General features: G+C 65.4%; 22 protein-coding genes. 13 read left to right on the forward strand and 9 right to left on the reverse strand.

What is annotated here, in order from left to right; genetic code table 11:
* Complete coding sequence (locus C7455_RS02775; RefSeq protein ID WP_109665164.1) at positions 1 to 1,188, forward strand: trans-sulfuration enzyme family protein; 1,188 nt, start codon at positions 1 to 3, stop codon at positions 1,186 to 1,188.
* A 33-nt stretch (positions 1,189 to 1,221) separates the two neighbouring features.
* Here C7455_RS02775 and C7455_RS02780 read toward each other — a convergent pair whose 3' ends face one another.
* Positions 1,222 to 1,653: a hypothetical protein gene (locus C7455_RS02780; protein ID WP_146199909.1), complete on the reverse strand. Its 432-nt coding sequence runs from the start codon at positions 1,651 to 1,653 to the stop codon at positions 1,222 to 1,224.
* Between the two features lie 220 nt (positions 1,654 to 1,873).
* Between C7455_RS02780 and C7455_RS02785 the strand changes: the two genes are divergently transcribed.
* From C7455_RS02785 to C7455_RS02800, 4 genes are all read left to right on the forward strand, one after another.
* On the forward strand, positions 1,874 to 2,959 hold the full coding sequence (locus C7455_RS02785) for an ATP-binding protein (protein WP_109665169.1): 1,086 nt from the start codon (positions 1,874 to 1,876) through the stop codon (positions 2,957 to 2,959).
* A gap of 309 nt (positions 2,960 to 3,268) precedes the next feature.
* Positions 3,269 to 3,712, forward strand: coding sequence for a type II 3-dehydroquinate dehydratase (gene aroQ, locus C7455_RS02790; RefSeq protein ID WP_109665172.1), 444 nt, complete (start codon positions 3,269 to 3,271; stop codon positions 3,710 to 3,712).
* A complete protein-coding gene (locus tag C7455_RS02795; protein WP_109665175.1) occupies positions 3,709 to 4,515 on the forward strand; it encodes a helix-turn-helix transcriptional regulator in 807 nt (268 codons plus the stop codon). The genes aroQ and C7455_RS02795 overlap by 4 nt, the downstream gene beginning before the upstream one ends.
* A 419-nt stretch (positions 4,516 to 4,934) precedes the next feature.
* On the forward strand, positions 4,935 to 5,267 hold the full coding sequence (locus C7455_RS02800) for a hypothetical protein (protein ID WP_109665177.1): 333 nt from the start codon (positions 4,935 to 4,937) through the stop codon (positions 5,265 to 5,267).
* A gap of 85 nt (positions 5,268 to 5,352) precedes the next feature.
* On the opposite strand, the gene tsf is transcribed toward C7455_RS02800, so the two are convergent.
* Both tsf and rpsB read right to left on the reverse strand, forming a co-directional pair.
* Positions 5,353 to 6,228, reverse strand: coding sequence for a translation elongation factor Ts (tsf, locus tag C7455_RS02805; RefSeq protein WP_109665180.1), 876 nt, complete (start codon positions 6,226 to 6,228; stop codon positions 5,353 to 5,355).
* A gap of 76 nt (positions 6,229 to 6,304) precedes the next feature.
* A complete protein-coding gene (gene rpsB, locus C7455_RS02810) occupies positions 6,305 to 7,102 on the reverse strand; it encodes a 30S ribosomal protein S2 (protein WP_109665183.1) in 798 nt (265 codons plus the stop codon).
* Positions 7,103 to 7,408: 306 nt separating this feature from the next.
* Here rpsB and C7455_RS02815 point away from each other — a divergent pair, with 306 nt between their 5' ends.
* The 3 genes from C7455_RS02815 (at position 7,409) to C7455_RS02825 (ending at position 10,025) form a co-directional block, all read left to right on the forward strand.
* Positions 7,409 to 8,299: a PfkB family carbohydrate kinase gene (locus C7455_RS02815; protein ID WP_109665186.1), complete on the forward strand. Its 891-nt coding sequence runs from the start codon at positions 7,409 to 7,411 to the stop codon at positions 8,297 to 8,299.
* A complete protein-coding gene (locus tag C7455_RS02820) occupies positions 8,296 to 9,216 on the forward strand; it encodes a pseudouridine-5'-phosphate glycosidase (RefSeq protein ID WP_109665189.1) in 921 nt (306 codons plus the stop codon). The genes C7455_RS02815 and C7455_RS02820 overlap by 4 nt, the downstream gene beginning before the upstream one ends.
* A 101-nt stretch (positions 9,217 to 9,317) precedes the next feature.
* Positions 9,318 to 10,025 (forward strand): DUF502 domain-containing protein, encoded by a 708-nt coding sequence (locus tag C7455_RS02825; protein WP_109665192.1) that lies wholly within the window; start codon positions 9,318 to 9,320, stop codon positions 10,023 to 10,025.
* A gap of 141 nt (positions 10,026 to 10,166) precedes the next feature.
* On the opposite strand, the gene C7455_RS02830 is transcribed toward C7455_RS02825, so the two are convergent.
* The 3 genes from C7455_RS02830 to C7455_RS02840 form a co-directional block, all read right to left on the reverse strand.
* Complete coding sequence (locus C7455_RS02830; RefSeq protein ID WP_109665194.1) at positions 10,167 to 11,042, reverse strand: DMT family transporter; 876 nt, start codon at positions 11,040 to 11,042, stop codon at positions 10,167 to 10,169.
* Positions 11,043 to 11,158: 116 nt separating this feature from the next.
* Complete coding sequence (locus tag C7455_RS02835; protein WP_109665197.1) at positions 11,159 to 12,280, reverse strand: baeRF11 domain-containing protein; 1,122 nt, start codon at positions 12,278 to 12,280, stop codon at positions 11,159 to 11,161.
* A 92-nt stretch (positions 12,281 to 12,372) separates the two neighbouring features.
* Positions 12,373 to 14,190, reverse strand: coding sequence for an extracellular solute-binding protein (locus C7455_RS02840; RefSeq protein WP_109665200.1), 1,818 nt, complete (start codon positions 14,188 to 14,190; stop codon positions 12,373 to 12,375).
* Between the two features lie 274 nt (positions 14,191 to 14,464).
* Between C7455_RS02840 and C7455_RS02845 the strand changes: the two genes are divergently transcribed.
* Both C7455_RS02845 and C7455_RS02850 read left to right on the forward strand, forming a co-directional pair.
* Positions 14,465 to 15,250 (forward strand): 3-hydroxybutyrate dehydrogenase, encoded by a 786-nt coding sequence (locus C7455_RS02845; protein ID WP_109665203.1) that lies wholly within the window; start codon positions 14,465 to 14,467, stop codon positions 15,248 to 15,250.
* Between the two features lie 78 nt (positions 15,251 to 15,328).
* On the forward strand, positions 15,329 to 16,360 hold the full coding sequence (locus C7455_RS02850; protein WP_109665206.1) for a patatin-like phospholipase family protein: 1,032 nt from the start codon (positions 15,329 to 15,331) through the stop codon (positions 16,358 to 16,360).
* Between the two features lie 6 nt (positions 16,361 to 16,366).
* Here C7455_RS02850 and C7455_RS02855 read toward each other — a convergent pair whose 3' ends face one another.
* Positions 16,367 to 16,693 (reverse strand): hypothetical protein, encoded by a 327-nt coding sequence (locus C7455_RS02855; RefSeq protein ID WP_109665210.1) that lies wholly within the window; start codon positions 16,691 to 16,693, stop codon positions 16,367 to 16,369.
* Between the two features lie 100 nt (positions 16,694 to 16,793).
* Positions 16,794 to 17,411: a helix-turn-helix domain-containing protein gene (locus C7455_RS02860; RefSeq protein WP_109665213.1), complete on the reverse strand. Its 618-nt coding sequence runs from the start codon at positions 17,409 to 17,411 to the stop codon at positions 16,794 to 16,796.
* Positions 17,412 to 17,479: 68 nt separating this feature from the next.
* Here C7455_RS02860 and C7455_RS02865 point away from each other — a divergent pair, with 68 nt between their 5' ends.
* The 3 genes from C7455_RS02865 (at position 17,480) to C7455_RS02875 (ending at position 20,875) form a co-directional block, all read left to right on the forward strand.
* Positions 17,480 to 18,961 carry a class I adenylate-forming enzyme family protein gene (locus C7455_RS02865; RefSeq protein ID WP_109665215.1) on the forward strand — a complete coding sequence of 494 codons (1,482 nt, stop codon included), beginning with the start codon at positions 17,480 to 17,482 and terminating at the stop codon, positions 18,959 to 18,961.
* Positions 18,958 to 19,605, forward strand: coding sequence for a DsbA family oxidoreductase (locus tag C7455_RS02870; protein ID WP_109665221.1), 648 nt, complete (start codon positions 18,958 to 18,960; stop codon positions 19,603 to 19,605). Before C7455_RS02865 ends, C7455_RS02870 begins: the two co-directional genes overlap by 4 nt.
* Before the next feature lie 61 nt (positions 19,606 to 19,666).
* Positions 19,667 to 20,875, forward strand: a complete 1,209-nt coding sequence (locus tag C7455_RS02875; protein WP_109665226.1) for a multidrug effflux MFS transporter — start codon at positions 19,667 to 19,669, stop codon at positions 20,873 to 20,875.
* Between the two features lie 35 nt (positions 20,876 to 20,910).
* On the opposite strand, the gene mfd is transcribed toward C7455_RS02875, so the two are convergent.
* The gene (gene mfd / locus C7455_RS02880; protein ID WP_109665230.1) at positions 20,911 to 24,360 is read right to left on the reverse strand and encodes a transcription-repair coupling factor; all 3,450 of its coding nucleotides are present in this window, start codon (positions 24,358 to 24,360) and stop codon (positions 20,911 to 20,913) included.
* Positions 24,361 to 24,405: the final 45 nt, after the last annotated feature.

Below are 24,405 nucleotides of genomic sequence, written 5' to 3' on the forward strand. Positions count from 1 at the left end.
ATGACTGACCGCCGCAACGACCGCCCCCAGACCCTCGTGCGCAGGCATCCCCTGCGCGAAGGCGTCAGCCGGGCCGTGGTCACCCCGATCCAGCCCTCGGTGGTCTATGCCTCGCCGTCGATCGACATGCTCCATGCCCAGTACGAGGGCCGCGCGCAGGGCTACACCTATGCCCGTGAAGGCCATCCGAACGCGACGCTGCTGGCGCAAAAGATCGACATGCTGGAGGGCGCGGAGGGTGGTTTGATCACCGGCTCGGGCATGGCCGCCGTGACTGCCGCGATCATGGGTATCCTCGGGGCAGGGGACCACATCATCGGGGCCGACCAGCTTTACGGCCGCTCGCTGCGGCTGATGCATCAAGATCTTGCCCGTTTCGGCATCGCCACCACGGTCGTCGACCCCACCAACCCCGAAGCCTTGCGTGCCGCAATCCGCCCCGAGACCAAGATGATCTTGATCGAGGTCGTGTCGAACCCCACGCTGCGCATCGCCGACATGGAGGGCATTCTGGCCGTCGCCAAAGCGGCGGGCGTGCGCGTTGCGGTCGACAACACTTTCACCACGCCGATGGGCTACCGGCCTTTTGACCATGGCGCCGATATCGTGATCCATTCGGTCACCAAACTGCTTGCCGGCCATTCCGACGTGACGCTGGGCTATGTCGCCGCGCGCGACCCTGCCGACGCGAAGAAGATCTATGATTTCGCTGTCACCACCGGCATGACGCCCAGCCCCTATGACTGTTGGCTGGCCGAGCGGGGCCTCTACACCTTCCCGCTGCGCTTTGATCGGGCCGAGGCGAATGCCGCGAAACTGGCCGACTGGCTGGCCGAGCAGCCCAAGGTGGCGCAGGTGCTTTATCCCGGTCGCCCCGATCACCCCGACCATGCACAGGCGCAGAAACTGCTGGGTGGACGCAATGGCAACATGCTGAGCTTCCGCATCGATGGCGACGAGGAGGCGGCAAACCGGATGATCATGGCCATGCCCGAGATGGCCTTTGCCCCCACCTTGGGCGATGTCGGCACCACGGTCAGCCACCCGCCATCCTCGTCGCACCGGGGGCTGACGCCTGCAGGCCGTGCGGCGCTGGGGATCACGGACGGGTTTTTCCGTGTCTCGGTCGGGATTGAGGATGTGGAGCTGTTGGTGGCAGATTTCGCGGCAGGTCTTGCCGCCGTCTGACGGCCTGCTGTGGCGGGCCGCTCCGGCGGCTCGTCACAGCGAATGCAGCGGCGTCGATCCGTCCAGCACGATGACATCGAAATTGATGTTGGGAGATTGGGCCGCCACCTCGCGCCGGATCAGGTTGGCACTGGGCAGCCTGTCAACCAGCGCCAGATAGCGCCCGCGATAGCCGCATTGGGTCAGAATACGCGCCAGATCCAGCGCGTCGAATTCCGGCGTCAGCAACGGCGAGAGAACCAAACCCGGGGCATGCGGCCCGGTCATCAATTCGTCGGGCAATTCGGCAAGCCCGGTCCGACGGATGTGCGAGCCGGGTTGCAACACATGGCGGGGAAGGGCCAAAAGCGCGGCTTCGCTCAGGGCCAGCGACAGCACCTTGAGCGCTGCCTCATCAAAACTGTCCTCGGTCCGGTGGCCCGGCACCATCGGGCGCCTGTCTCGTCCGTCCATCATCGGCGTCATGCCCGGGCAGGTCCGGTCGTTCCTCGGGGCACACCTTGGAACATGGCTGACGGTCGCCGCCTGCCACGCCAGCGCCGTGAACGAACCCTACACAGAAGCAAGGTCTTTGGCAAAGACAACTTTTGATAAAACAGGGAGTTTTCAACAAGATTGCCAAGCCTTGCAATTTGCGGCACTTCGTCCGGGGTGAGGCAGCGCCATGGCAGGGGCGGGGGCAGGGATGACCGGGACGCAACTGATCGACGTGATGAATGCCGTGCCCGAGCCGATGCTGCACCTGTCCGCGACCGGGCAGGTCGAAGCCGCCAACGCGGCCGCCCGCGCGCTGCTGGGGGACTGGATCGAGGGGCGCAGCTGCGCCACCGTGCTGCGCCAACCCGGCCTTTTGAGCCGGATCGAGGCGGTGCAGGCGGGCGAGGCCGCCAGCGAAGCGCGGATGCAGATCACCGACCAGACTGGCGAGACGCAATATCTGGTGCGGATCACGCCCTTGGGCGAAAGGTCGGCGCGGGCGGGAGGGCATGCGTTGTTGCTGCATTTCACCGACATCACCCATCTGCGCGAAGCCGAGGAGATGCGCCGCGATTTCGTCGCCAACGTCAGCCACGAGCTGCGCACGCCGCTCACCGCCGTTCTGGGTTTCATCGAGACGCTGCGCGGCCCCGCGCGCGAGGATACCGCCGCGCGCGAACGGTTTCTGGGGATCATGGAGGGCGAGGCGCGACGCATGAACCGGCTGGTGTCGGATCTGCTGTCGCTCAGCCGGGTCGAGTCGCAAGAGCGTCAACGCCCCTCGGGCGAGGTCGATCTCAAGGCGGTTCTGGACGGCGTGATCGCCGCCCTCAGGCCTGCGGCCGAGGAACAGGGCTGCACCCTGGAACTGGAGGTGACACCGGCCGATCCCTCGCTGCTTTTGGGACCTGCCGGCGAGAGCTACCGCATGCGGGGCGACCGTGATCAGGTGATGCAGGTGTTCTTGAACCTGACCGAGAACGCGCTGAAATATGGCGGTACCGGAAAGCCCGTGACTCTGCGGCTGGGCTGGCAGGAAGGCAGCGGCAACCTCAAGGGTCCGGTGCTGCGCGCCGAGGTCGTGGATCGCGGCGACGGGATTGACCCGCTGCATCTGCCGCGTCTGACCGAGCGGTTTTACCGTGTCGACACGCATCGCAGTCGGGCAATGGGGGGCACGGGGTTGGGCTTGGCCATCGTCAAGCATATCGTCAACCGCCATCGCGGACGGCTCAGGATCGAGTCGGTGCAGGGCAAGGGCAGTACGTTCTCGGTGCTGTTTCCGCCAGAATGATCCATCGCGGGGTGGTTGACCGAGCTTGGTCCATTTATCCTGTAATCAAGATTATGTTAAATAAATTGATGAACGGACTGCAGATGCTGCGCCAGATCACACATCCGCGCAGCCTGTAATTTTACATCAAGCACAGCTGCCAAAGCATTGTGATATCGTCAAAATGCATTGCCCGCACCAGAGTTGCACAACGGTTCGAAACAAAAGCTCCAAGGAAGCGCCACAGTCTACAAGTGCTTGACGCATCGCTGTTCTCGCCTCTTTCCCAACCCGCAAAGCGGCGTATAGTGATCTCCAAGGGGATAGCACATGAACATTCTGGTCCTGAACGGCCCGAACCTGAACCTGCTTGGCACGCGGGAGCCATCGATCTACGGGCACACGACCCTGCCCGACATCGAGGCGGCTTGCATCGCGCATGGCAAGACGCTGGGTCTTGCCGTCAGTTGCGCGCAATCCAACCATGAAGGCGCGCTGGTCGACCACCTGCATGCCGCGCGCGGCATGATGGCGGGCGTGGTGCTGAACGCCGGCGCCTACACCCATACCTCGGTCGCGCTGCGCGACGCGATCACCGCCTGCGCGCTGCCGGTGGTAGAGTTGCACCTGTCAAACACCCATGCCCGCGAGGCGTTTCGCCATGTCTCGCTGATCGCACCAGTCTGCATCGGCGTGATCCAAGGGTTCGGCGCGCGCGGCTACCCGCTCGCGCTGAGCGCGCTTCACGGACATCTGCGCGGAGATACGGCATGAAACGCTTGCGCCCCTATCTCAAGATGACCTCGGTCGAGGATCTCTGGGCCCATCACACAGCCGTCATGGCCGAGTTCGGATTTGACCGGCTGTTCTACGCCTTCAACGCCTTTCGCGGCGCCGGTCTTTATGACAACCCCGAGGATGCGTTGCTTCTGACCAACATGCCGACCGATTACATCGACGCCTATGTGACAGGCGGCATGTTCCGCGACGGAATGATGATGCGGTGGGCGATCAAGAACACCGGCAGCGCCTCGTGGCACCGCGTCTATGCCGAAATGGCCAACCAGCCAATGACCGAAGGCGAGCGCGCCATGCGCGCGCTGAACGAACGCCACGGCATTCTGGCGGGCTACACGATCAGTTTTCCCATGGGCATAAAGAACGCCAATGCCGGGATCGGCATGGCCGTGCGCCGTGATCTGACGCAAGCGGATGCCGATGCGATCTGGACTGAGCACGGTGCCGATATCGAGACGATCAACCACGTCGCCCATCTGTGCATCCTGCAACTGCCCGCCACCGGTCAGCGCACGCTGCTGACGCCGCGACAGGCCGAGGTGCTGGAACTGGTGGCCGACGGCAAGACGATGCAGGACATCGCCATGATTCTCGAGCGCAACGTGGCGACCGTGGAGAAACACCTGCGGGGCGCGCGCGATGCCCTGGGCGTGGAGACGACCGCTCAGGCGGTGCGCAAGGCGTCGATCCTGAACCAGATCTTCCGTATCGAGGCCACTCCTGCCGCGCAACCGGGCGCTCCGTTGCACATGGCGGGAACGGTCGGCCAGAGCCGCTGACCGGACCCGGTTTCCCTGAGGTAAGGATTCCCACCGTTTCCCCCGCGCCTCCTTCGCGGCACAGTCTGGGTGTTCCAAGAGTGACGGCGATTTTGCCGGGAACGCCGGGGATCAAAGCGGTTTAGTCCCGCCCCTGAGATCCCCTTCCGGGCAACCGGAAAGGCACGTGTCGGGGCGCGATTACGCCGCGGCACGGGTCTGGAAATCGGGTCGGCGTGCTATCCCCATGTCCCTGCGTCCGGCCTGATGAGGCGGCGTTGTCCTGTCCCGGGGCAACGCCGCTTGTTTGCGCATGGAGGGCTCAGGCGTCCATCAATTTGGCAAGCGTCAGGATTTCTGTCATGGCGTGGCGTCCATAGGCGGCACCGGCTGTCGATCTCGAGGCAGACGTCGAACCGCTTGTGTTCGAGATACGGGGCATGGGCAAAGAAGCGCGGCGCCTCGACCCCCATCACCTCGATCCCGATGGCCTTGAGCGCCAGAACAAACTCCAGCGCATGACGGTAATCCGCGTGCAACACCGCATTCACAGCCTGATCGGACAAGGCAAATTCGCGGTCGTCTCGCTGCAAGGTCCATGGCACTGGCCGCAACCACCCCGCCCCCTGAGGATCCGCGGGGTGTGGAGCGTCAGCGACACGGCAAAGTCGTATGAATGCGCGCCGAAGAGCCGCGAAATTTTGAGCGTGTTAAGCGTGGATCCCTCGCGGGTGACGTCCGATGAGGTCGCGGGGTCAGGATTTTTTTCGTAGGGACCGGTTCGGTGGCCGTGCCGGGCAAGAAAAAGGCAGGGGTTGCCCCCTGCCCTCATGATCGCAGCATCTGGTTCGAAGGATCTCAGCCCTTGGCGGCCTTGGCCACTTCCTCGGCGAAGTTTTCCTTTTCCTTCTCGATGCCTTCGCCCACTTCCAGCCGGACGAAACCGGTGATCGTGACGCCCGCTTCCTTGGCGGCGGCGCCGACCGTCAGGTCGGGGTTGATGACGAAAGCCTGGTTGACCAGCGTGATGTCGGCGAGGAATTTCTTCATCCGGCCGTCGATCATCTTTTCGATCACGGCTTCGGGCTTGCCCGACTCGCGCGCGATCTCGATCTGGATCTTGCGCTCTTTTTCCACCAGTGCGGGGTCCACGGCATCCTCGTTCAGGGCAGCCGGGTTCACGGCGGCGACATGCATCGCGACCTGCTTGGCAAAAGCCTCGTCTCCACCGGTGATGGCAACCAGAACACCGATCTTGCCCATCCCGGCCTTGGCGGCGTTGTGGACATAGGACACGACGGTGTCGCCCGACAGCTTGGCCATGCGGCGCACGCCCATGTTCTCGCCGATTGTGGTGATCTTTTCGGTGACCAAGTCCGCGACCGACTTTCCGCCCATGTCGGCGGCCAGCAGCGCATCGAGATCGGCGGATTTCAATGCCGCATCCGCGATGCCCGACACCATGGACTGGAAATCCGCGTTCTTGGCGACGAAATCGGTCTCGGAATTCACCTCGACCGCGACGCCAACAGCCCCTTCGACCGCGACGGCCACAAGACCCTCGGCGGCGGTGCGGCCGGATTTCTTGGCGGCCTTGGCCAGACCCTTGGTGCGCAGCCAGTCGATGGCAGCCTCGAAATCGCCGTCCGTCTCGGTCAGCGCCTTCTTGGCATCCATCATGCCTGCGCCGGTGGTCTCGCGCAGTTCTTTCACCATTGCAGCGGTAATCGCCATGGATTCTCTCCTGATATCACGGGATGCGCGCAAGGCATTGAGCCTCGCGCGCGTATCAATTCGATGACAGCGGGCTTCAGCCCTCGGTCGTCTCGGTGGCCGGTTCCTCGGCGATGGCCTCATCGACCAGCGCTTCTTCGACGGCGACATCCTCGAAGGCGCCGATGTCGACACCGGCGGTGCGCATCTGCGCGCTCATGCCGTCCAGCGCCGCGCGGCTGACCAGATCGCAGTAAAGCGCGATGGCACGTGCCGCGTCGTCATTGCCGGGGATGATGTAATCGACGCCCTCGGGCGGGCAGTTGGTGTCGACCACGGCCACCACCGGGATGCCCAGCTTTTTCGCTTCGAGAATGGCGAGGTCTTCCTTGTTGACGTCGATGACGAACAAAAGGTCAGGCAGGCCGCCCATCTCGCGGATGCCGCCGAGCGAAGCCTGCAGCTTGACCTGGTCCCGCTCCATGCCGAGGCGTTCCTTCTTGGTCAGACCTTCAAGGCCATGGCCCATCTGTTCGTCGATCTGCTTGAGACGCTGGATCGAGTTCGAGACGGTTTTCCAGTTGGTCAGCGTGCCGCCGAGCCAGCGGTGGTTCATGTAGTATTGCGCGCAACGCTCGGCCGCGTCGGCGACGGGCTTTTGCGCCTGACGCTTGGTGCCGACGAACAGAATGCGGCCGCCCTTGGCCACCGTGTCGCGCACGACCTGAAGCGCCTGCTCGAGCAGGTCGACGGTCTGCGTCAGGTCGATGATGTGGATGCCGTTACGGTCACCGTAGATATACGGGGCCATGCGCGGGTTCCAGCGCTGGGTCTGGTGGCCGTAATGCACGCCAGCTTCGAGAAGCTGACGCATCGAGAATTCAGGAAGCGCCATGCAAATGGATCCTTTCCGGTTTGCGCCTGGGCGGAGGTTTCACGGCATGTGCCGCAACCGGTGGACGTTTCGGGGATGTCTCCCCCGAAGGCCCGCCTCCGCCTGTGAAGTGTGCGTGCGCTTAGTGCGGTTTCTCGGGGGATGCAAGCCCCCTGCCCCATGGTGGGCTGTGGAGGGGGCTCTGCCCCCCGCCCTTTCGTTGCCATTGTCTCTCGGACCAATGGCGCGACACTGTCGACCCACGGAGTATCTGGAAAGCAAAGATGCGGGATGGACGGGTTTGCGCAGCACCGCTAGACCCGCGCCATGACGACGAAACCTGACATATTGTGCATCGGTTCGGTCCTTTGGGACATCATCGGGCGCACCGATCTGCCGATGGAGCGGGGCAATGACAAGCCGGGGCGGATCGCGCGAGTGCCGGGCGGTGTGGCGCTCAACATCGCCATGACGCTCAGGCGCTTCGGGCTGACACCGGCGCTTCTGTCGGTCGTGGGCGATGACGTCGCGGGGCGCGATCTGGTGGCGGCCTGCGAGGCGATGGGGCTCGATTGCGGCACGCTGCTGATCGACGCAAGCCTGCCCACCGATCACTATATGGCGATCGAGGCGCAAGGCACGCTGGTTGCCGCCCTCGCCGATGCCCATTCGCTGGAGGCGGCGGGCGCGCGCATCCTTCTGCCGCTGGCCGATGGCAGGCTGGGTTCTGCCGAGGCGCCCTGGCGCGGGCCGGTCGCGCTCGATGGCAACCTGACCGAAGAGCTGCTGGCCGAAATCGCGCAAAGCCCGCTCTTTGCCGCTGCCGATCTGCGTGTGGCGCCCGCCTCGCCGGGGAAGGCCGCGCGGTTGCGCCCGCTGCTCGAGCATCCGCGCGCGACGCTTTATGTGAACCGTGAGGAGGCCGGCATCCTGACCGGCACGCGCCCCGCCAATGCCGCTGCCGCCGCCGAGGCGCTGGTGGCCGCAGGCGCGCGCCGGGTTTTGGTGACTGCGGGCGCCGAGATGGCGGTCGATATGGCCGCGACCGGCACGCTGAGCGCGGTTCCCCCGCCGGTCGAGGCACGGCGCATCACAGGCGCGGGCGATACCTTCATGGCGGCCCATATCGCGGCAGAACTGGCGGGCGCGGCCCGGGCCGAGGCGCTGCAGGCCGCTGTCAATGCCGCAGCCACCTATGTTTCGGGAGAGACCGGATGACCGCCCTGCCCCTGCGCCTGTCCGACGAGGTCGCAAACGCGCTTGCCGATGGCAGCCCGGTGGTGGCGCTGGAATCGACCATCATCACCCATGGCATGCCCTACCCCCGCAACCTCGAGACCGCGACGGCGGTCGAGGCCGAGACCCGGCGCGCGGGCGCGACCCCTGCCACGATCGCCGTGATCGACGGCGTCATCCGTGTGGGGCTTGAGGCAGGCGCTCTGGAGGGGCTGGCCCGGGCGCGTCATGTGGCCAAGCTGAGCCGGGCTGATCTGGCGGCCTGCATCGCGCGGGGCGAAACCGGGGCCACAACTGTGTCGGCGACCATGATCTGCGCCCATCTTGCGGGGATCGACGTCTTTGCGACCGGTGGCATCGGCGGCGTTCATCGCGGCGCCGAGACGAGTTTCGACATATCCGCCGACCTCCAGGAATTGGCGCAGACGCCTGTGACGGTGGTGGCGGCAGGCGCCAAGGCGATCCTCGATCTGCCCAAGACGCTGGAATATCTCGAAACGCTGGGCGTGCCGGTGATCACGGTGGGGCAGATGGCCTTTCCCGCGTTCTGGAGCCGCGACAGCGGGCTGACCGCGCCCTTGCGTATGGACGAGCCCGCAACGATCGCGGCCGCCCATCGGATGCGGGCGGCGCTGGGTCTGCCGGGCGGGCAGCTGGTGGCCAACCCGATCCCACCCGAGGCCGAGATCCCGGCGGCGGTCCTTGCGCCTCTCATCGCGCAAGCGCAGCGCGACGCGGAGGCGCACGGGATCAGCGGAAAGGCGGTCACGCCCTACTTGTTGCAGCGGCTTTACGAATTGACGCAAGGCCGCACGCTGGAGGCCAATATTGCCCTTGTGCTCAACAATGCCCGGCTGGCCGCACGCATCGCCGCGGCACTGGCCGAACGGACAGTCTGATGCGCGCGGTGTGCTTGTGCGGTTCGGATACAGCGCCTACATTGCGCCGGCATAGGGGCGTGCGACTGCGCCCTGCCCCGTTTGGTTAAATTACAGTACCCATGCAACTGCCCGAATCGCCCCCTCCGCCGCGACGCGGATTTTTCGCCTCGATCAGGTCGAATTTCCTGACCGGGCTGATCGTCATCGCGCCTATCGGCATCACGATCTGGCTGATCTGGTCGCTGTTCGGCTGGATCGACAGCTGGGTGTTGCCCTTCATCCCGCAAGCCTACAACCCGGCGGTGCTGATCCGGCAGTATACCGGGTTCGAGGTTGATATCCGCGGCATCGGGGTCGTCACATTCCTTGTCTTCACCATGCTGATCGGATGGGTCGCCAAGGGGCTGATCGGGCGGTCCTTGATCCGTTGGGCCGAAAGCCTCGTGCTGTCGATTCCGCTGATCCGCTCTCTCTATTCGGGGCTGAAGCAGATCGTGGAAACGGTGCTGAAGCAAGGCGAGCAGAATTTCGACAAGGCCTGTCTGGTCGAATACCCGCGCAAGGGCATCTGGGCCATCGCTTTCATCTCGACCAACGCAAAAGGCGAAATTCAGGCCCGCACCGACGAGGATGTTGTTTCGATCTTCATGCCGACCACGCCCAACCCGACCTCGGGTTTCTTGCTATTCATCCCGCGCAAGGATGTCATCATCCTCGACATGGCCGTCGAGGATGCGGCCAAGCTGATCATTTCGGCCGGGCTGGTCTATCCCAATGGCGACAGCACCGCAAAGACCCCCGACAAGCTGGCCGATGCGGCGGAATAGGCGCCGCGACCTGCATCAATTGCCAAAATGACAGGGTCATGGCCTAAAAACTTCAGCTTTTGGACGTTGTTGCTTTCGTAGCGAGTGCCGGGCGGTCCTTCGGGGCCGCCCATGTGTGTTCGGTCATGTGTTTGGCCCGCATCAGGCTGGCGCAACCGAGCGCCGCGTGCCTGCCCGCGCCGTGATCACGATAGCCGCCATAACGAAGACGCCGCCCAGAAGGGTCGTCTGGCGGGCGGTCTCGCCCAGAAACACCCAGACCAGCAGCGGCGAGAGCATCACCTCGATCGTCATCAGCAGCGTCAGGTCGGCGGCGGGAACCACGCGGCTGCCAAGCGTGTAAAGCACCATGCCGCCAGACAAGGTGACCGCCCCCATCCCCAGCGCCCAGAGCGCATCGGCGCGCGGCACTGCCAGCGTTTCGCCAAAGCCCCAAGTGGCGAGGGCTCCGGCGAAGGTCGCAAAGACTGCCCCAAGCAAGACCGCAGGCATGGGGTCCGTCACGCCACGGCGGCGCAGCGTAACGGTAAAAACGGCAAAGCCCGCGGCACTGCAGAGCGCGGCGATATTGCCCGGCAGCGCGCCCCCCTCCAGACCGCCGCGGACCATCACGAAGATGCCCACCATGGCCAGCGCGATGGACCCCCATGTGCGCGCCGACACCCGTTCGCGAAGTACGGCCCAAGCCAGCATGGCCGTCAGGAACGGGGTGGCCGCAAAGAGAAAGACCGCATTGGCGACGGTCGTGCTTTGAAAGGCATAGACGGCGCCGCCAAAGGCCATCACCAGCCCCAACGCGCCTGCCACCCCGGCCCATCCAATCCCGCGCAGACGCGGCCCAATGGACCCGCCGCCGCGCCACAAGACAAAGGCAAGGATGACCGGCGCCATGCCGAGCGAGCGCCAGAACAAGATGGCCCATGGGCTTGCGGCCTCGATCTGGCGAAAGATCAGGCCCTGAAGCGACCAAAGCACCGCCGCCGTCACCACCAGCCACACGCCTGTCGCGTAGCGCATGCCCACTCCTGCCCGCCAATCGTCGTGCCGCCATTGGCGGGACGCGGGTCAGGGCTGTCGCGTCCGGGAGCGACAGGTGCAAAGGCCGCTTTTGGACCCTCGCCCCTGTGAGCCTGTCAGATCGGGTAGCGCAAAATCGCGGCCAGATCGCCGCCTTCGGGAATATCGGCACGGCGCAGCGCCAGCACCGTCCCGCCACCAGCCAGCACGCGTGAGGCGATCTCGTCGGTCACGCCGTAGTTGGTGGCATCGGCGCTGTCGTGGAACTGGATTGCGCCGGTGTCCTCGTCGATCAGACCGGGCACCATAACATCCATGTCGACCAGCAGCGTATCGACGGCGCCGAAGGTCGCGGCGCGCGCGGCCTCGGCCAGTTGCGTGGTCGCACGGCCCTGCGCCTCCCGCGTGGCATAGAGCGCCTTGAGGCGGTCTACCTCGTCGCGTTGGCGGGCATCCATCACAGAACGGGCGGAGGCCCCCAGATCAGCGGCGCTGATGCGCACCGGGCTGCCGTCAATCGAACGCTTGGCCAGATGGTCATAGCTGCAGACCCCGCGGAAGATCGCCGCCATAGGTTCGGTGGCGGCAATGATCAGTGGCTCCACCCGGCCCGAGAGGATCGGGCGCAGCGCCGCGTCGATCTGGCGGCAATATTGCCGCAAGCGCAATTTCTGCCCCTCGCCGCCGCCGACGCGGCCCGAATAGCTGCGCGAATTCACCGACGCCGTGCCGACCGCCGAGGCTGCGTCGCGCGGCATGCCGGGCACGGGCACGTCATGGCCCGGCGCCTCGGCCGTCACCTCGATCAGGCGCACCTCATCTTCGGCCAGCGCCAGCACGAAGGCATGTTGCGGGACCGTGACCGAACGCAGCAGCGGCTTGAGAAAAAACCGGTCCGAGACCTCGACCATGTCGTTGAGCGCGTTGGGCAGGCGGTGCGTCACGATCCGGTCGGGCGTCACGAAGACCGCCAGACTATGGGCCTGATGCGCCCAGAACATGTCGTCATCCATCAGGTCGTGGACCTGTTCCGTGATCGGCCAGATCGTGCGTTTCTCGACGCCTGCCTCTTCCAGCATGGTTTCGGCCTGTTTCAGCAACTGGCCCAGCTTTGTGCGCGCGGCGGCGATATGCTGGGTCTCGGGCGTGGTGGCCACATAAAGACTGACGCTGGCGGCGCTGCGCGCGGTAGTCAGGGATGCGATTTCGGTCGGGGTTGGGATGTCGATATGGAGCATGAGCCTCGTGCAGGTTGCGCCGCCGGGGCGGCAAGGTGTCTGTTTCACCTGTGCACCGCCCCCTTCCCGATCAAGACCACTGCGCGGTCTTGTCAGTCTTGGACCCACCAGACATCGGGATGCCAGCCGATGAAATCGCCGTAGATCGGGATGGTGTCCGGAAAGCGGTGTCTTGCATCATGGGCGATACGGCTGACGGGATTGTGCCAGAAGGGCACGACATAGCGCTCTGCCGTCAGCACCCGATCCAGCGCGCGCACGGCAGCCACATAATCCTCCTGGCTCTCGGAATTGAGCATCCTGTCGATCATCGCCTCGATCGCCGGATGACAGGCCCCCATCAGGTTGCGCGACCCGGTGACATCGACCATGTCGCAGCCCCAATAGCTGTACTGCTCGTTTCCGGGGCTGAGCGAGAGGCCGTAGCGCTCATAGATCATGTCGAAATCGAAGGTGTCGCGCCGCTCGCGGAATTGTGCCGCATCCACACGGGCCACCTCGACGAAGATGCCCAAACGCGCCAGCGCCTCGGTGTAGATGTTCACGATCGCCTCGTTCTCAGACGATCCGGTCTGCAGCAAGATCTCGAAGGTGAAGGGCGCGCCGTCGGGCGTCGTCATCACGCCGTTCTGCACGGTAAAGCCTGCCTCCTCCATCGCGGCCAGGGCCGCCACGATGCCCGCGCGGTTGCGTTCCGTGCCGTCCGAGACGGGCATCTCATAGCCCTCGAGCGTGCCGGGCAGCAGGTCGGCCGCGAAAGGTGCGAGAAACTCGGCGACGCGCCCCTCGGCCTGGCCGGGCAGCATCGCAAGTGGTGAGTTGGCGAAATAGGAGGTGATGCGCGGGTCCACCCCGCCATTGAGCGTCTGGTTGATGAATTCGGCCGGAAAGGCCCGGATCATCGCCTCGCGCACCCGCCAGTCGGAAAATCCGGGCTGGCGCGTGTTCATCACGAAACCAGTCATGCCCGAGGGGCGTTGATGCGGCACCTCGGACAGCACGATGTCGCCTGAGCGCACGCGGGGGAAATCGTAATTCGTAGCCCAAGCCTGCGCCGAGGTCTCGCGCATCACCGTCAGAAGGCCCGAGGTGAAGGCCTCCGTCATCGCGGTGCCGTCGGCGAAGAATTCCATACGTACCTCGTCGATCACGTTCGTGCCGCGCCGGAACGGAAGGTCGGCGCCCCAGTACTCGGGATTGCGGCGCAAGGTGACGAAGCGCCCGGCCTCGAACCGATCGACGACATAAGGCGCGCTGGCGATGGGGATCACGTCGAGCCCGGACTGGGTGAAATCGCGCCCCTCCCACTGCGCGGCCTGTAAGATCGGGCGCAGGCCCATGATCATCGCAAGTTCGCGGTCGGGATCGGAAAAGCTGATGCGGACAGAGCGTTCGCCCGTGGCCTCGATGCCGGACACACGGGTCCATGCGCCCAGATAGCGCGGGTGACCAACGGTGCCGAGGGTTTCCATCGACCAGATGACATCGGCGACGGTGACCGGGCTGCCATCCGAGAATCGCGCCTCGGGGCGGAGGGTGAACTCGACCCAGGCATGATCGGGCGCGACTTCGACCGATTCGGCCAAAAGGCCGTAGAGCGTGAAGGGTTCATCCCAGGACCGCCCCATGAGCGATTCGTAGGCCAGAAGCCGCAGCTGCCACGGCACCGAGCCTGCCCGGATATGCGGATTGAGACTGTCGAAACTGCCCACCTCGCCCGTTACGACACGCCCGCCGGTGGGCGCGTCGGGGTTGGCATAGGGCAGATGGGTGAAGTCGGGCGGCAGCGCTGGTTCCCCATACATTGCGATTGCGGGCATGGGTTGCGCCATACCTGCCCCGGTCAGCCCGACCGACAGCACCAAGGCGGCCAGAGCCCGACTTGCGTGGTGGAAACATTTCGTGTGCATCTGCTGACAATCCCCGCTGCCTCAATTTTCATTGGCCTCACGCTACCTGCGGCGGATTTTCTTTTCAAACTTTTCGGTTGGACAAGGCCCAACCCATTGCTTATAAAGGTGTCACTGCTCGATAGGTTTCTTGCCTGTATGAAACCTGCCTCAATAACTGAACGCCGGCTTCGTGCCGGCGTTTTTTTTGGCAGAATCGCACCCCGCTGCCCCTGTTCATCTCGCAGGTGCAGCATTAGTCTGCTCGCGCAGACATGCGACGAGGAGCAGACCCATGGCGATCACAACAGACCTGTCCGGCAAGACCGCGGTTATCACCGGATCGAATTCGGGCATCGGCCTCGGCATCGCGCGGGAACTGGCCAAGGCGGGGGCGAATGTCGTGTTGAATTCCTTCACCGACCGCAAGGAAGACCACGCACTTGCCGCAGAGATCGCGCGCGTCTGCGGTGTCACGGCCCGCTACATCAAGGCCGACATGTCCAAGGGCGACGAGTGCCGCGCCCTGATCGAAGAGGCCGGGGCCTGCGATATCCTGGTCAACAACGCGGGCATCCAGCATGTCGCGTGCATCGACGAATTTCCGGTCGAGAAATGGGATGCGATCCTCGCCATCAACCTGTCCTCGGCCTTTCACACCACGGCCGTAGCCCTGCCCCTGATGCGCAAGGCAGGCTGGGGCCGGGTCATCAACGTGGCCTCGGCCCATGGCCTGACCGCCAGCCCCTACAAATCGGCCTATGTCGCGGCCAAGCATGGCATTGTCGGGCTGACAAAGGTGACGGCGCTGGAATGTGCGGGCCAGTCGATCACGGCAAATGCGATCTGCCCGGGCTATGTGTTGACGCCGCTGGTCGAGGCGCAGATCCCCGACCAGATGAAGACCCACAACATGGACCGTGACACGGTGGTGCGCGAGGTGATGCTGGCGCGCCAACCGTCGCGCGAATTCGCCACGGTGGAGCAGTTGGGCGGCACGGCGGTGTTCTTGTGTTCCGAGGCGGCGGCACAGGTGACCGGCACCACGATCAGCGTCGATGGCGGCTGGACGGCGATGTAGGGGGCTCTGCCCCCGTCGCGGCCCTCTGGGCCGCGCCACCCCCGGGATATTTTCGAAACAGAGAAAGTGGATCGGCCGATGGGCGTAAAGCGGATCAATCTCGCCCTGCAAGGCGGCGGCGCGCATGGCGCCTTTACCTGGGGGGCGCTGGACCGGCTGCTGGAGGAACCCGGGATCGAGATCGCTGGCATGTCGGGCACCTCGGCGGGGGCGCTGAACGGGGCGGCGGTCAAGGCGGGGCTTTTGTCGGGCGGGCGTGAGGCCGCGCGCGACAATCTGGCTTGGCTCTGGGAACAGGTGGGGGCCGTGACGGACGAAAGGCTGGCCCCTTGGCTGGGCCTTGTGCCGCCCGCCGCCGTCAGCGCGGCCATCGAGGCCTCGCTGCCCTTCGCACTGGGCGACAGCCTTGGCCGGATGGTCAGCCCCTATGCCTCGGGACCTTTCTACCGCAACCCGCTGGAACGGATCGTGGCGCGGTTCCGCTACGACAGGGTCTGCGCGCGCAGCGGCCCTGCGCTGGCGATTTGCGCCACCAATGTGCGCACCGGCAAGATCCGCGTTTTCGAGGGCGATGACATCACGCCCGCCGCGATCATGGCTTCGGCTTGCCTGCCGACGCTGTTCCGCGCGGTCGAGATCGAGGACAAGACCACCGGGCGGCTGGAGGCCTATTGGGACGGCGGCTATACCGGCAACCCGGCGCTGTTCCCGCTCTTCGCGCCCGATCTGCCGCGCGACATCGTGGTGATCAACATCAACCCGCTGCTCCGCGACGCGGTGCCGACGACGGCGCGCGAGATCCAGAACCGGATCAACGAGATCAGTTTCAACGCCTCGCTGCTGCGTGAATTGCGCGCCATCGACTTCGTGCAGCGGCTGATCGCTGAAGGGCGCATGGACGAGGGGCAGATGAAGCGGGTCTTGATCCATATGATCGCGGATGACGCGCTGATGGGGCAATTGTCCGTGGCGACCAAGATCGTGCCGGTGCCGTCAGTCCTTCACCAGCTCTTCGAGGCCGGACGCACGGCGGCGTCCGGCTTTCTCGAGGCTCATCTGGGGCAGATCGGCCAGACGGGCAGCGTCGATCTGCGGGCGATGTTCAGCTGACCGGCCTCAGTCTTCGGTATTGGCGAGCCCGAGGCTCATGACAGGGGCACCTTGCACCAGATCATAGCCGAATCCGAACACGCCACGATCGAAGATGTAGCCTGCAAAGACATCGACCCCCAGATCGCCCGTACCGAGGTAATAGGTCACGCCTGCGCCCAGCGTGCTTTCATCGGTCCTGTTGTTTTCCAAAATCCGTGCCGAGACACCGAAATTGGGCTGTTGACCGGCTCCGAAGGTCATCGTGCCGCCCAGCATGAAGGTGCCATCGGCCAATGCCGGGGAAGCGACCAGAGACAGGGAAACGGCCGCGGCCGCGAAAATGTGTTTCATGGGACTGCTCTCATGGTTTCGTTTTGATGTTTTTTCTTATTGTAGCAGGATTGACGCAGGGCACAACCTCTTGTGGTAAGACACAAGCCGCAACCGCCCCTCAGACAAGCGAGGTTACCCAGAGGATCGTTGCGTCATCCTCGGACAACGAGATCACGTTGTGCCCCATCGACGCGTCGTAGTAGGCGCTGTCGCCGCGCCTGAGATCGACGGGGGCATAGAACTCCGTCATCAGCCGCACCACGCCGGTCAGGACATAAAGGAATTCCTCGCCGTCATGGCGCACCCAGCCATCGAATTCCTCGAAGCTGCGGGCGCGGATACGGGCGCGGTAGGGCAGCATCGTCTTGCGCGTCAGCGCACCGGCCAAGAGCTCATGCTCGTAGGTGGCGGTTGCATGCGCTTGCCCCTCGCCGGTGCGGGTCACCGCCATCCTGCCGTTGACGCGCGGATCCGTCGGTGGCGTGAACAGCTGTGGCACGGTGATCCCCAGCCCCTGCGCCAGCTTCTTCAGCGCCTCGTAGGTCGGCGACATCTGTCCGTTCTCGATCTTGGAGAGCGTTGAGCGCGCCAACCCCGCCTGACCCGCCGCCTGTTCCAGCGTCCAGTCGCGCGCACGCCTCAGGTCGCGCACGCGCGCGCCGAGGTCGACGGGCTGCGGCAAGGTGGCATCGCCGCTTGCGCGGGCAAGCCGGATCAGGCTCGGTTCGTCCTTCATGATGACAGGCCATTAGCGGGCCGTGCGGCGACTTGCAACGCGGCGGAGGCGCGCGTAATCGGCAAGCCATGCAGCCCTGCCCCGCGCCCTTCAACCTTGCCGATCACGTCCTGTCCGCCGGGCGCGACACGCCCGACAAGATCGCGCTGGCGGTTCTGGGTCCGACACGCGCCGAACGGTGGAGTTTCGCGCGGCTGGAGGCGGCCGTCAGGGCGGTGGCAGGCGGCCTCTTGGCGCTGGGGCTGACGCCCGGCGCGCACATCCTTCTGCGCCTTGGCAACACACCCGAGTTTCCGATCGCCTTTCTTGGCTGCGTGGCGGCGGGCCTGATCCCGGTGCCCACAGCCGAGGGGCTGACGCAACCGGAGTTGGACAAGCTGACCCCGCTGGTCGCGCCCAAAACCATCCTGGCCGCACCCGGGCTGGCCCTGCCCACATCCCCGCCCTGCCCGGTGTTGACCGATCTGACTGCCCTGATGGGCCATGCCCCGGCGGATTACGTCATGGGCAGCCCCGACCGTCTTGCCTATCTGGTTTTCACCTCGGGCTCGTCCGGCACGCCCAAGCCGGTGGCCCATGCCCATCGCGCGATCTGGGCGCGCCAGATGATGTGGGCCGGCTGGTACGGGCTGAGGCAAGACGACCGGATGCTGCATGCCGGCGCCTTCAACTGGACCTTCACGCTCGGCACCGGGCTGCTCGATCCTTGGGCGATCGGGGCGACGGCGCTCATCCCGGCGCCTGGAACACCGCCCGAGGCGTTGGCGCTGCTGCTCAGACGCCATGACGCAACGCTCTTTGCCGCGGCGCCCGGCGTTTTCCGCAAGCTGCTCGCAGGCGACGCGCCCCTGCCCTTGCCCACCTTGCGCCATGCGCTCGCGGCGGGCGAGAAACTGCCCGAGGCGTTGCGCAGCCGCTGGCAGGCCGCGACGGGCACGACCATCCACGAGGCGCTCGGCATGTCGGAATGCTCCACCTTCGTTTCGGGCAGCCCGGTGCGCCCGGCGCCCGAGGGCACGCTGGGCTACCCGCAGCCCGGTCGCCGCGTCGCCGTCGTGACGCCCGACGGGGCGGAGGTGGCGCCGGGCGAGACAGGCATCCTTGCCATCCACCGCTCCGATCCGGGTCTGATGCTGGGCTACCTCAGGCAAGATGGCCCCGCCCTGCCCTTGAGCGGCGACTGGTTCCTGACCGGCGATCTGGTCTCGGCTGAGCCGGATGGCGCGCTTAGCTATCACGGGCGGCGGGACGATCTGATGACCACGGGCGGGTTCCGCGTCTCGCCTCTGGAGGTGGAGGCGGCGTTTCAGACCGCCCCCGGCCTCATCGACTGCGCAGCCGCCCCGGTCGAGGTCAAGACCGACACCACCGTCATCGCGCTGGCCCATGTCGGTGACGCAACGGAGGCCGCCTTGCGCGCGCTGGCCGAGGCACGGCTTGCGCGCTACAAGCAGCCACGGCTCTATATCGCGCTGCCCGCCTTGCCCCGCTCGGCCAATGGCAAGCTCGACCGACGCGCGCTGGCGCACCTGCTGAAGGACAGGACATGATCACGCTCGACATCCTCAGCGACCCGATCTGCCCATGGTGCTACATCGGCTGGGCCAACCTTGCCCGCGCGCTCGAGGCGCGGCCCGATCACCCCTTTGTCATCGAATGGCACCCGTTCCAGCTCAACCCCGAGATGCCGCCGGGCGGCATGGACCGCCGCGCCTATCTGGAGGCCAAGTTCGGCGGCAAGGATCGGGCGGTCCAGGCCTATCTGCCAGTGCTGCAACATGCGCAGAAGGTGGGCCTTGCCCTGAACCTCGAGGCCATCCCGCGCACGCCGAGCACGCTCGACGCGCACCGCCTGATCCATTGGGCGGGGATCGAAGGGCGTCAGACGCCTGTCGTTCTGGCGCTGTTCCGGGCCTATTTCGTCGATGGCCGCGACATCGGCGACGCTGCCACGCTTGCCGACATCGCCCAGAGCGCCGGCATGGATCGCGCCCTGACCGAGACGCTTCTGGCAGGCCCTTCCGACACTGATGACATCCGCGCCCGCGACACCCATGCACGGTCACGCGGCGTCAACGGGGTGCCGACCTTCGTCATCGCCAACAGCCATGTGCTGACCGGCGCGCAGCCCACTGAAACCTGGCTCTCGGTCATCGACGAGATCACCGGGCAGCTTGGCGCGGAGGGCACTTGAGCCATTCATCTTCCTCCAGATACGGACGGCGCAACGTCCCCTCAGAGCGCAGGACATGAGCATGGGCGCGCCCCCGGCCCCCCGCCTCTCGCGCGGAGAATTCATCGCGCTGATGGGGATGATCTTTGCGACCGTCGCCTTTTCCATCGACGCGATGCTGCCCGCCCTGCCCGAGATCGCGCAGGCGCTGACGCCGGGTGATCCCAACCTCGCGCAACTCGTTCTGACCAGTTTCGTCCTCGGCCTCGGGATCGGCACGCTCTTCACCGGGCCGCTGTCGGACAGTTTCGGGCGCAAGCCGGTCATCATGGCGGGTGCCGCGCTCTACGTGATCGGCGCGATTCTGGCGTGGGTGGCGCCCTCGCTCGAACTGCTTCTGGCCGCGCGCATCTTGCAAGGGCTTGGCGCGGCGGGGCCCCGCGTGGTGGCCACCGCGATCATCCGCGACCTCTATTCGGGCCGCGCGATGGCACAGATCGTCAGCTTCGCCATGCTGATCTTCACCATCTTCCCCGCCGTCGCCCCCATGATCGGGGCCGTGATCATCTGGGGCTTTGGCTGGCGCGCGATCTTTCTGGCCTTCTTGATCTTCTCTGCGCTCTCGGTCGGCTGGTTGCTCATCCGTCAGCCCGAGACCCTGCCGCGCGCGGCGCGCCGTCCCTTCCGGTTGAGCCCGCTGTGGGAGGCGTTCCGCGAAACGCTGGTCCTGCGTCAGATGCAACTGTCGATTGTGGTGCAGACCCTGATCTTCGGCACGCTCTTCGGTACCATTTCCTCGATCCAGCCGATCTTCGACGAGACCTTCGGCCGGGCGGCGAGCTTTCCGTTCTGGTTCGCTTTCATTGCGGCGGTGGCAGCCCCGGCGGCCCCGATCAACGGGATTTTGGTTATTCGGCTGGGCATGCGCCCGCTGGTACGCCGGGCGCTTCTGGCGCAAATGCTGACCTCGGCTTTCGTGGCGGGCCTTTTCGCCTTTGGCAGCCTTGATGCGGCGGGCTTCTGGGTCTTCTTCGCCTGGTCGTGCAGCGTCTTCGCTCTGGCGGGATTCACCATCGGCAACCTCAACGCGCTGGCGCTGGAGCCTTTGGGCCATATCGCGGGCATGGCGGCGTCCGTCATGGGCGCGCTGGCAACCGTGGGCGGCGCGGCGATCGGGGCCGTCATCGGGCAGTTCTTCGACGGCACGCCCCTGCCGCTCATCCTTGGCGCGGCAATCTTGTCGGGCCTCGGCGCGCTGGTGATGATCTGGATGCCACGCGACCGGGGATAAGGCTACGCGCTTTGGGCGCGACCCAGGCCAAGGGCTCAGGCCGCCTTGGCGCCCGCGTGCACCGCCAGATCGCGCGCGATGGCAAAGGCACCCTTGATCTTGTCGGCGTCGCTGGCCCAATCGCGGCGCACCACGATCTTGTTGTCACGCACCTTGGCCAGCCCCTTCTGGTCCTGCACAAAGGCGACAAGGCCCGCAGGATTGGGGAACTTGTCCATGTGGAACTGCACCGTCGCGCCCTTGGGTCCGGCATCGAGCCGCGCGATATGGGCGCGTTTGCACATCGCCTTGATGCGTACGACCAGCAGCAGCGTGTTGACCTCCTTTGGCAAGGTGCCAAAACGGTCGATCAATTCGGCGGCGAAGCCCTCAAGCTCCACCTTGGTGTCAAGCTGCGACAGCCGTCGATAAAGCCCAAGCCGCACGTCGAGGTCGGGCACATAATCCTCCGGGATCAGCACCGGCACGCCAAGGTTGATCTGGGGCGACCATTGCCCGTCATCGCCCGGCAGCCCCTCGGCCTCGCCCGAGCGGATCTTGGCAATCGCCTCCTCCAGCATGGATTGGTACAGTTCGAAGCCCACTTCCTTGACATGGCCGGATTGTTCCTCGCCCACGATATTGCCCGCGCCCCGGATATCGAGGTCTTGGCTGGCGATGACGAAACCAGCACCCAGACTGTCGAGGCTGCCAAGAACGCGCAACCGCTTCTCGGCGGCGGGCGTCAGCTTCATGCGCGGCTTGGTGGTGAGATACGCATAGGCGCGCGTCTTGGCGCGGCCCACGCGGCCCCGGATCTGGTAGAGCTGCGCGAGACCGAACATGTCGGCGCGGTGGATGATCATGGAGTTGGCGGTCGGGATGTCGATGCCGGATTCCACGATGGTCGTGGCCAGCAGCACGTCGTATTTCCCATCGTAGAAGGCCACCATCCGGTCATCCAGTTCCCCCGCCGCCATCTGGCCATGGGCGACCACATAGGTCACCTCGGGCACCTGTTCGCGCAGGAATTGCTCGACCTCGGGCAGATCCTCGATCCGGGGCACGACGTAAAAGCTCTGCCCGCCGCGATAGTGTTCGCGCAACAGCGCCTCGCGGATCGTGACGCTGTCAAACTCGCTGACATAGGTGCGGATCGCCAGCCGGTCGACGGGCGGCGTGCCGATCATCGACAGGTCACGCACACCCGAGAGCGACATCTGCAGCGTGCGCGGGATGGGCGTGGCCGACAGCGTCAGAACATGCACGTCCGAACGCATTTCCTTGAGCCGTTCCTTGTGGCCGACGCCGAACCGCTGTTCCTCGTCCACGATCATCAGGCCCAGATTGTGGAACCGGATGCCCTTGGCCAGCAGCGCATGGGTGCCGATGACGATGTCCACAGTCCCGTCCGCCATGCCCTTCTTGGTCTCGGCAGCCTCCTTGGTGCCGACAAAGCGACTGAGTTGGCGGACAGTGACCGGAAAGCCCCGGAACCGGTCGGCAAAGGTCTTGGCGTGCTGGCGCGCGAGCAGCGTGGTGGGCGCGATCACTGCCACCTGAAGCCCGGATGCGGCCGCGACGAAGGCCGCGCGCATCGCCACCTCGGTCTTGCCGAAGCCAACATCGCCCACCACCAGCCGGTCCATCGGGCGGCCTGCCTCGAGGTCTTCGAGCACATCGGCAATCGCCGACAGCTGATCGTCGGTCTCCTCATAGGGGAAGCGGGCGCAAAACGCCTCCCACATGTCGCCGGGCGGCTCGAGGATGGGGGCCTTGCGCAACAGCCGTTCGGCGGCAATGCGGATCAGCTTGTCGGCGATCTGGCGGATGCGTTCCTTGAGCTTGGCCTTTTTCGCCTGCCACGCGCCGCCGCCCAGACGATCGAGCAACCCTTCGTCATGGCCGTAACGGCTGAGCAGTTCGATGTTCTCGACCGGCAGGTAAAGCCTGTCTCCGCCAGCATATTCCAGCAAAAGGCATTCATGCGGCGCGCCCATCGCCGTGACGGTTTCCAGCCCCTTGTAGCGGCCCACCCCATGATCGACGTGAACGACCAGATCACCGGGCGACAGCGATTGCGCCTCGGTCAGGTAGTTTTCGGCGCGCTTGGTCTTGCGCTTGGGGCGGATCAATCGGTCGCCCAGCACGTCTTGTTCCGAAATTACTGTCAGACCCGCGCCGGTAAAACCTTCCTCCAGCGGCCAGACGACGAGGCTCAAACTTCCCTTGGGGCCAAGGGCGCGGGCATCTGCGACAAGGTTCGCATCCGCAACACCCTGATCTTCCAACAGCCCGTGCAGGCGTTCGCGCGCGCCTTCGGACCAAGATGCGATGACCACGGCACTCTCTTCACGCTTTGCCTTAACATGATCCGCCAAAGACCCAAAAAGACTTAGCGATTCGTTCTGCCGCTCAGGCGCGAAGTTGCGTCCGACACGCCCGCCCATGTCGAGGATGCCGGGACCGGGCGCAGCGGGGATCGGGGCGAATTGCACCATGCGGTGACCGGCGGTCGCGCGGTCCCATGCGGCGTCGTCAAGATACAGCAGACCGGGCGGCACGGGCTTGTAGACCGTATCGAGCCGCCCCTTTTGCGTCAGCGCAGTCTTGCGCGTATCATATTGATCGGAAATGGTTTCCCACCGCGCCAGCCGTTGCGGCGTGGTCTGGTCGTCCAGCGTGATCCTAGCGCCCGGCAGGTAGTCAAAGATGGTCTCCAACCGTTCCTGAAAGAACGGCAGCCAGTGCTCCACGCCTTGATGCTTGCGCCCCGCGCTGACCGCCTCGTAAAGCGGATCATCCGTGCCCGCCGCGCCGAACTCGATCCGGTAGTTCTGCCGGAACCGCGTGATCGCGGCCTCGTCCAGCACCACCTCGGAGACCGGGGCCAGTTCGACCCGCTCCAGCTTTTCCGTCGTCCGCTGCGACACGGGATCGAACCGTCGCGCCCCGTCCAGCACATCGCCAAACAGGTCAAGCCGCACAGGCCCGCTTTCGCCGGGCGGCCAGACATCGATGATGCCGCCCCGCACCGCGTAATCGCCCGGCTCGGTCACCGTGGGCGTCTGAGAAAACCCCATGCGCACCAAGAACGCCTTGAGCACTCCCTGATCCAGACGCCCACCCACCGTGGCGATGAAGGCCGAGGTGCGCAGCAGGTCGCGCGGCGGCACGAATTGCGTGGCGGCGTTGAGCGTCGTCAGCACGATGAAAGACCCCGAGAGCCCCCCGGCAAGGGCCGCGAGCGTCGCCATGCGCGCGGCCGAAATCTCCGGGTTGGGCGACACGCGGTCATAGGGCAGGCAATCCCAGCCGGGGAACTGCAGCACGGGCACAGAAGGGTCGAAGAACGCCAGCGCGCGCGCCATCGCCGCCATGCGCTTGTCGTCGCGGGCCACATGCAGCACCGGCACGCCGCCTTGCGCCAGCTCGCGCAACACGATCGTGGCGTCGAACCCCTCGGGCGTGCCGGAGGCGAGGATATGGCTGGGGCTCTGGACCATGGGGGCCTCACCTACGCCGCGGGGGGGCGGTGTCAAGCCACCAGC

It is taken from the genome of Roseicyclus mahoneyensis, from assembly GCF_003148775.1.
Lineage (GTDB): Bacteria > Pseudomonadota > Alphaproteobacteria > Rhodobacterales > Rhodobacteraceae > Roseicyclus > Roseicyclus mahoneyensis.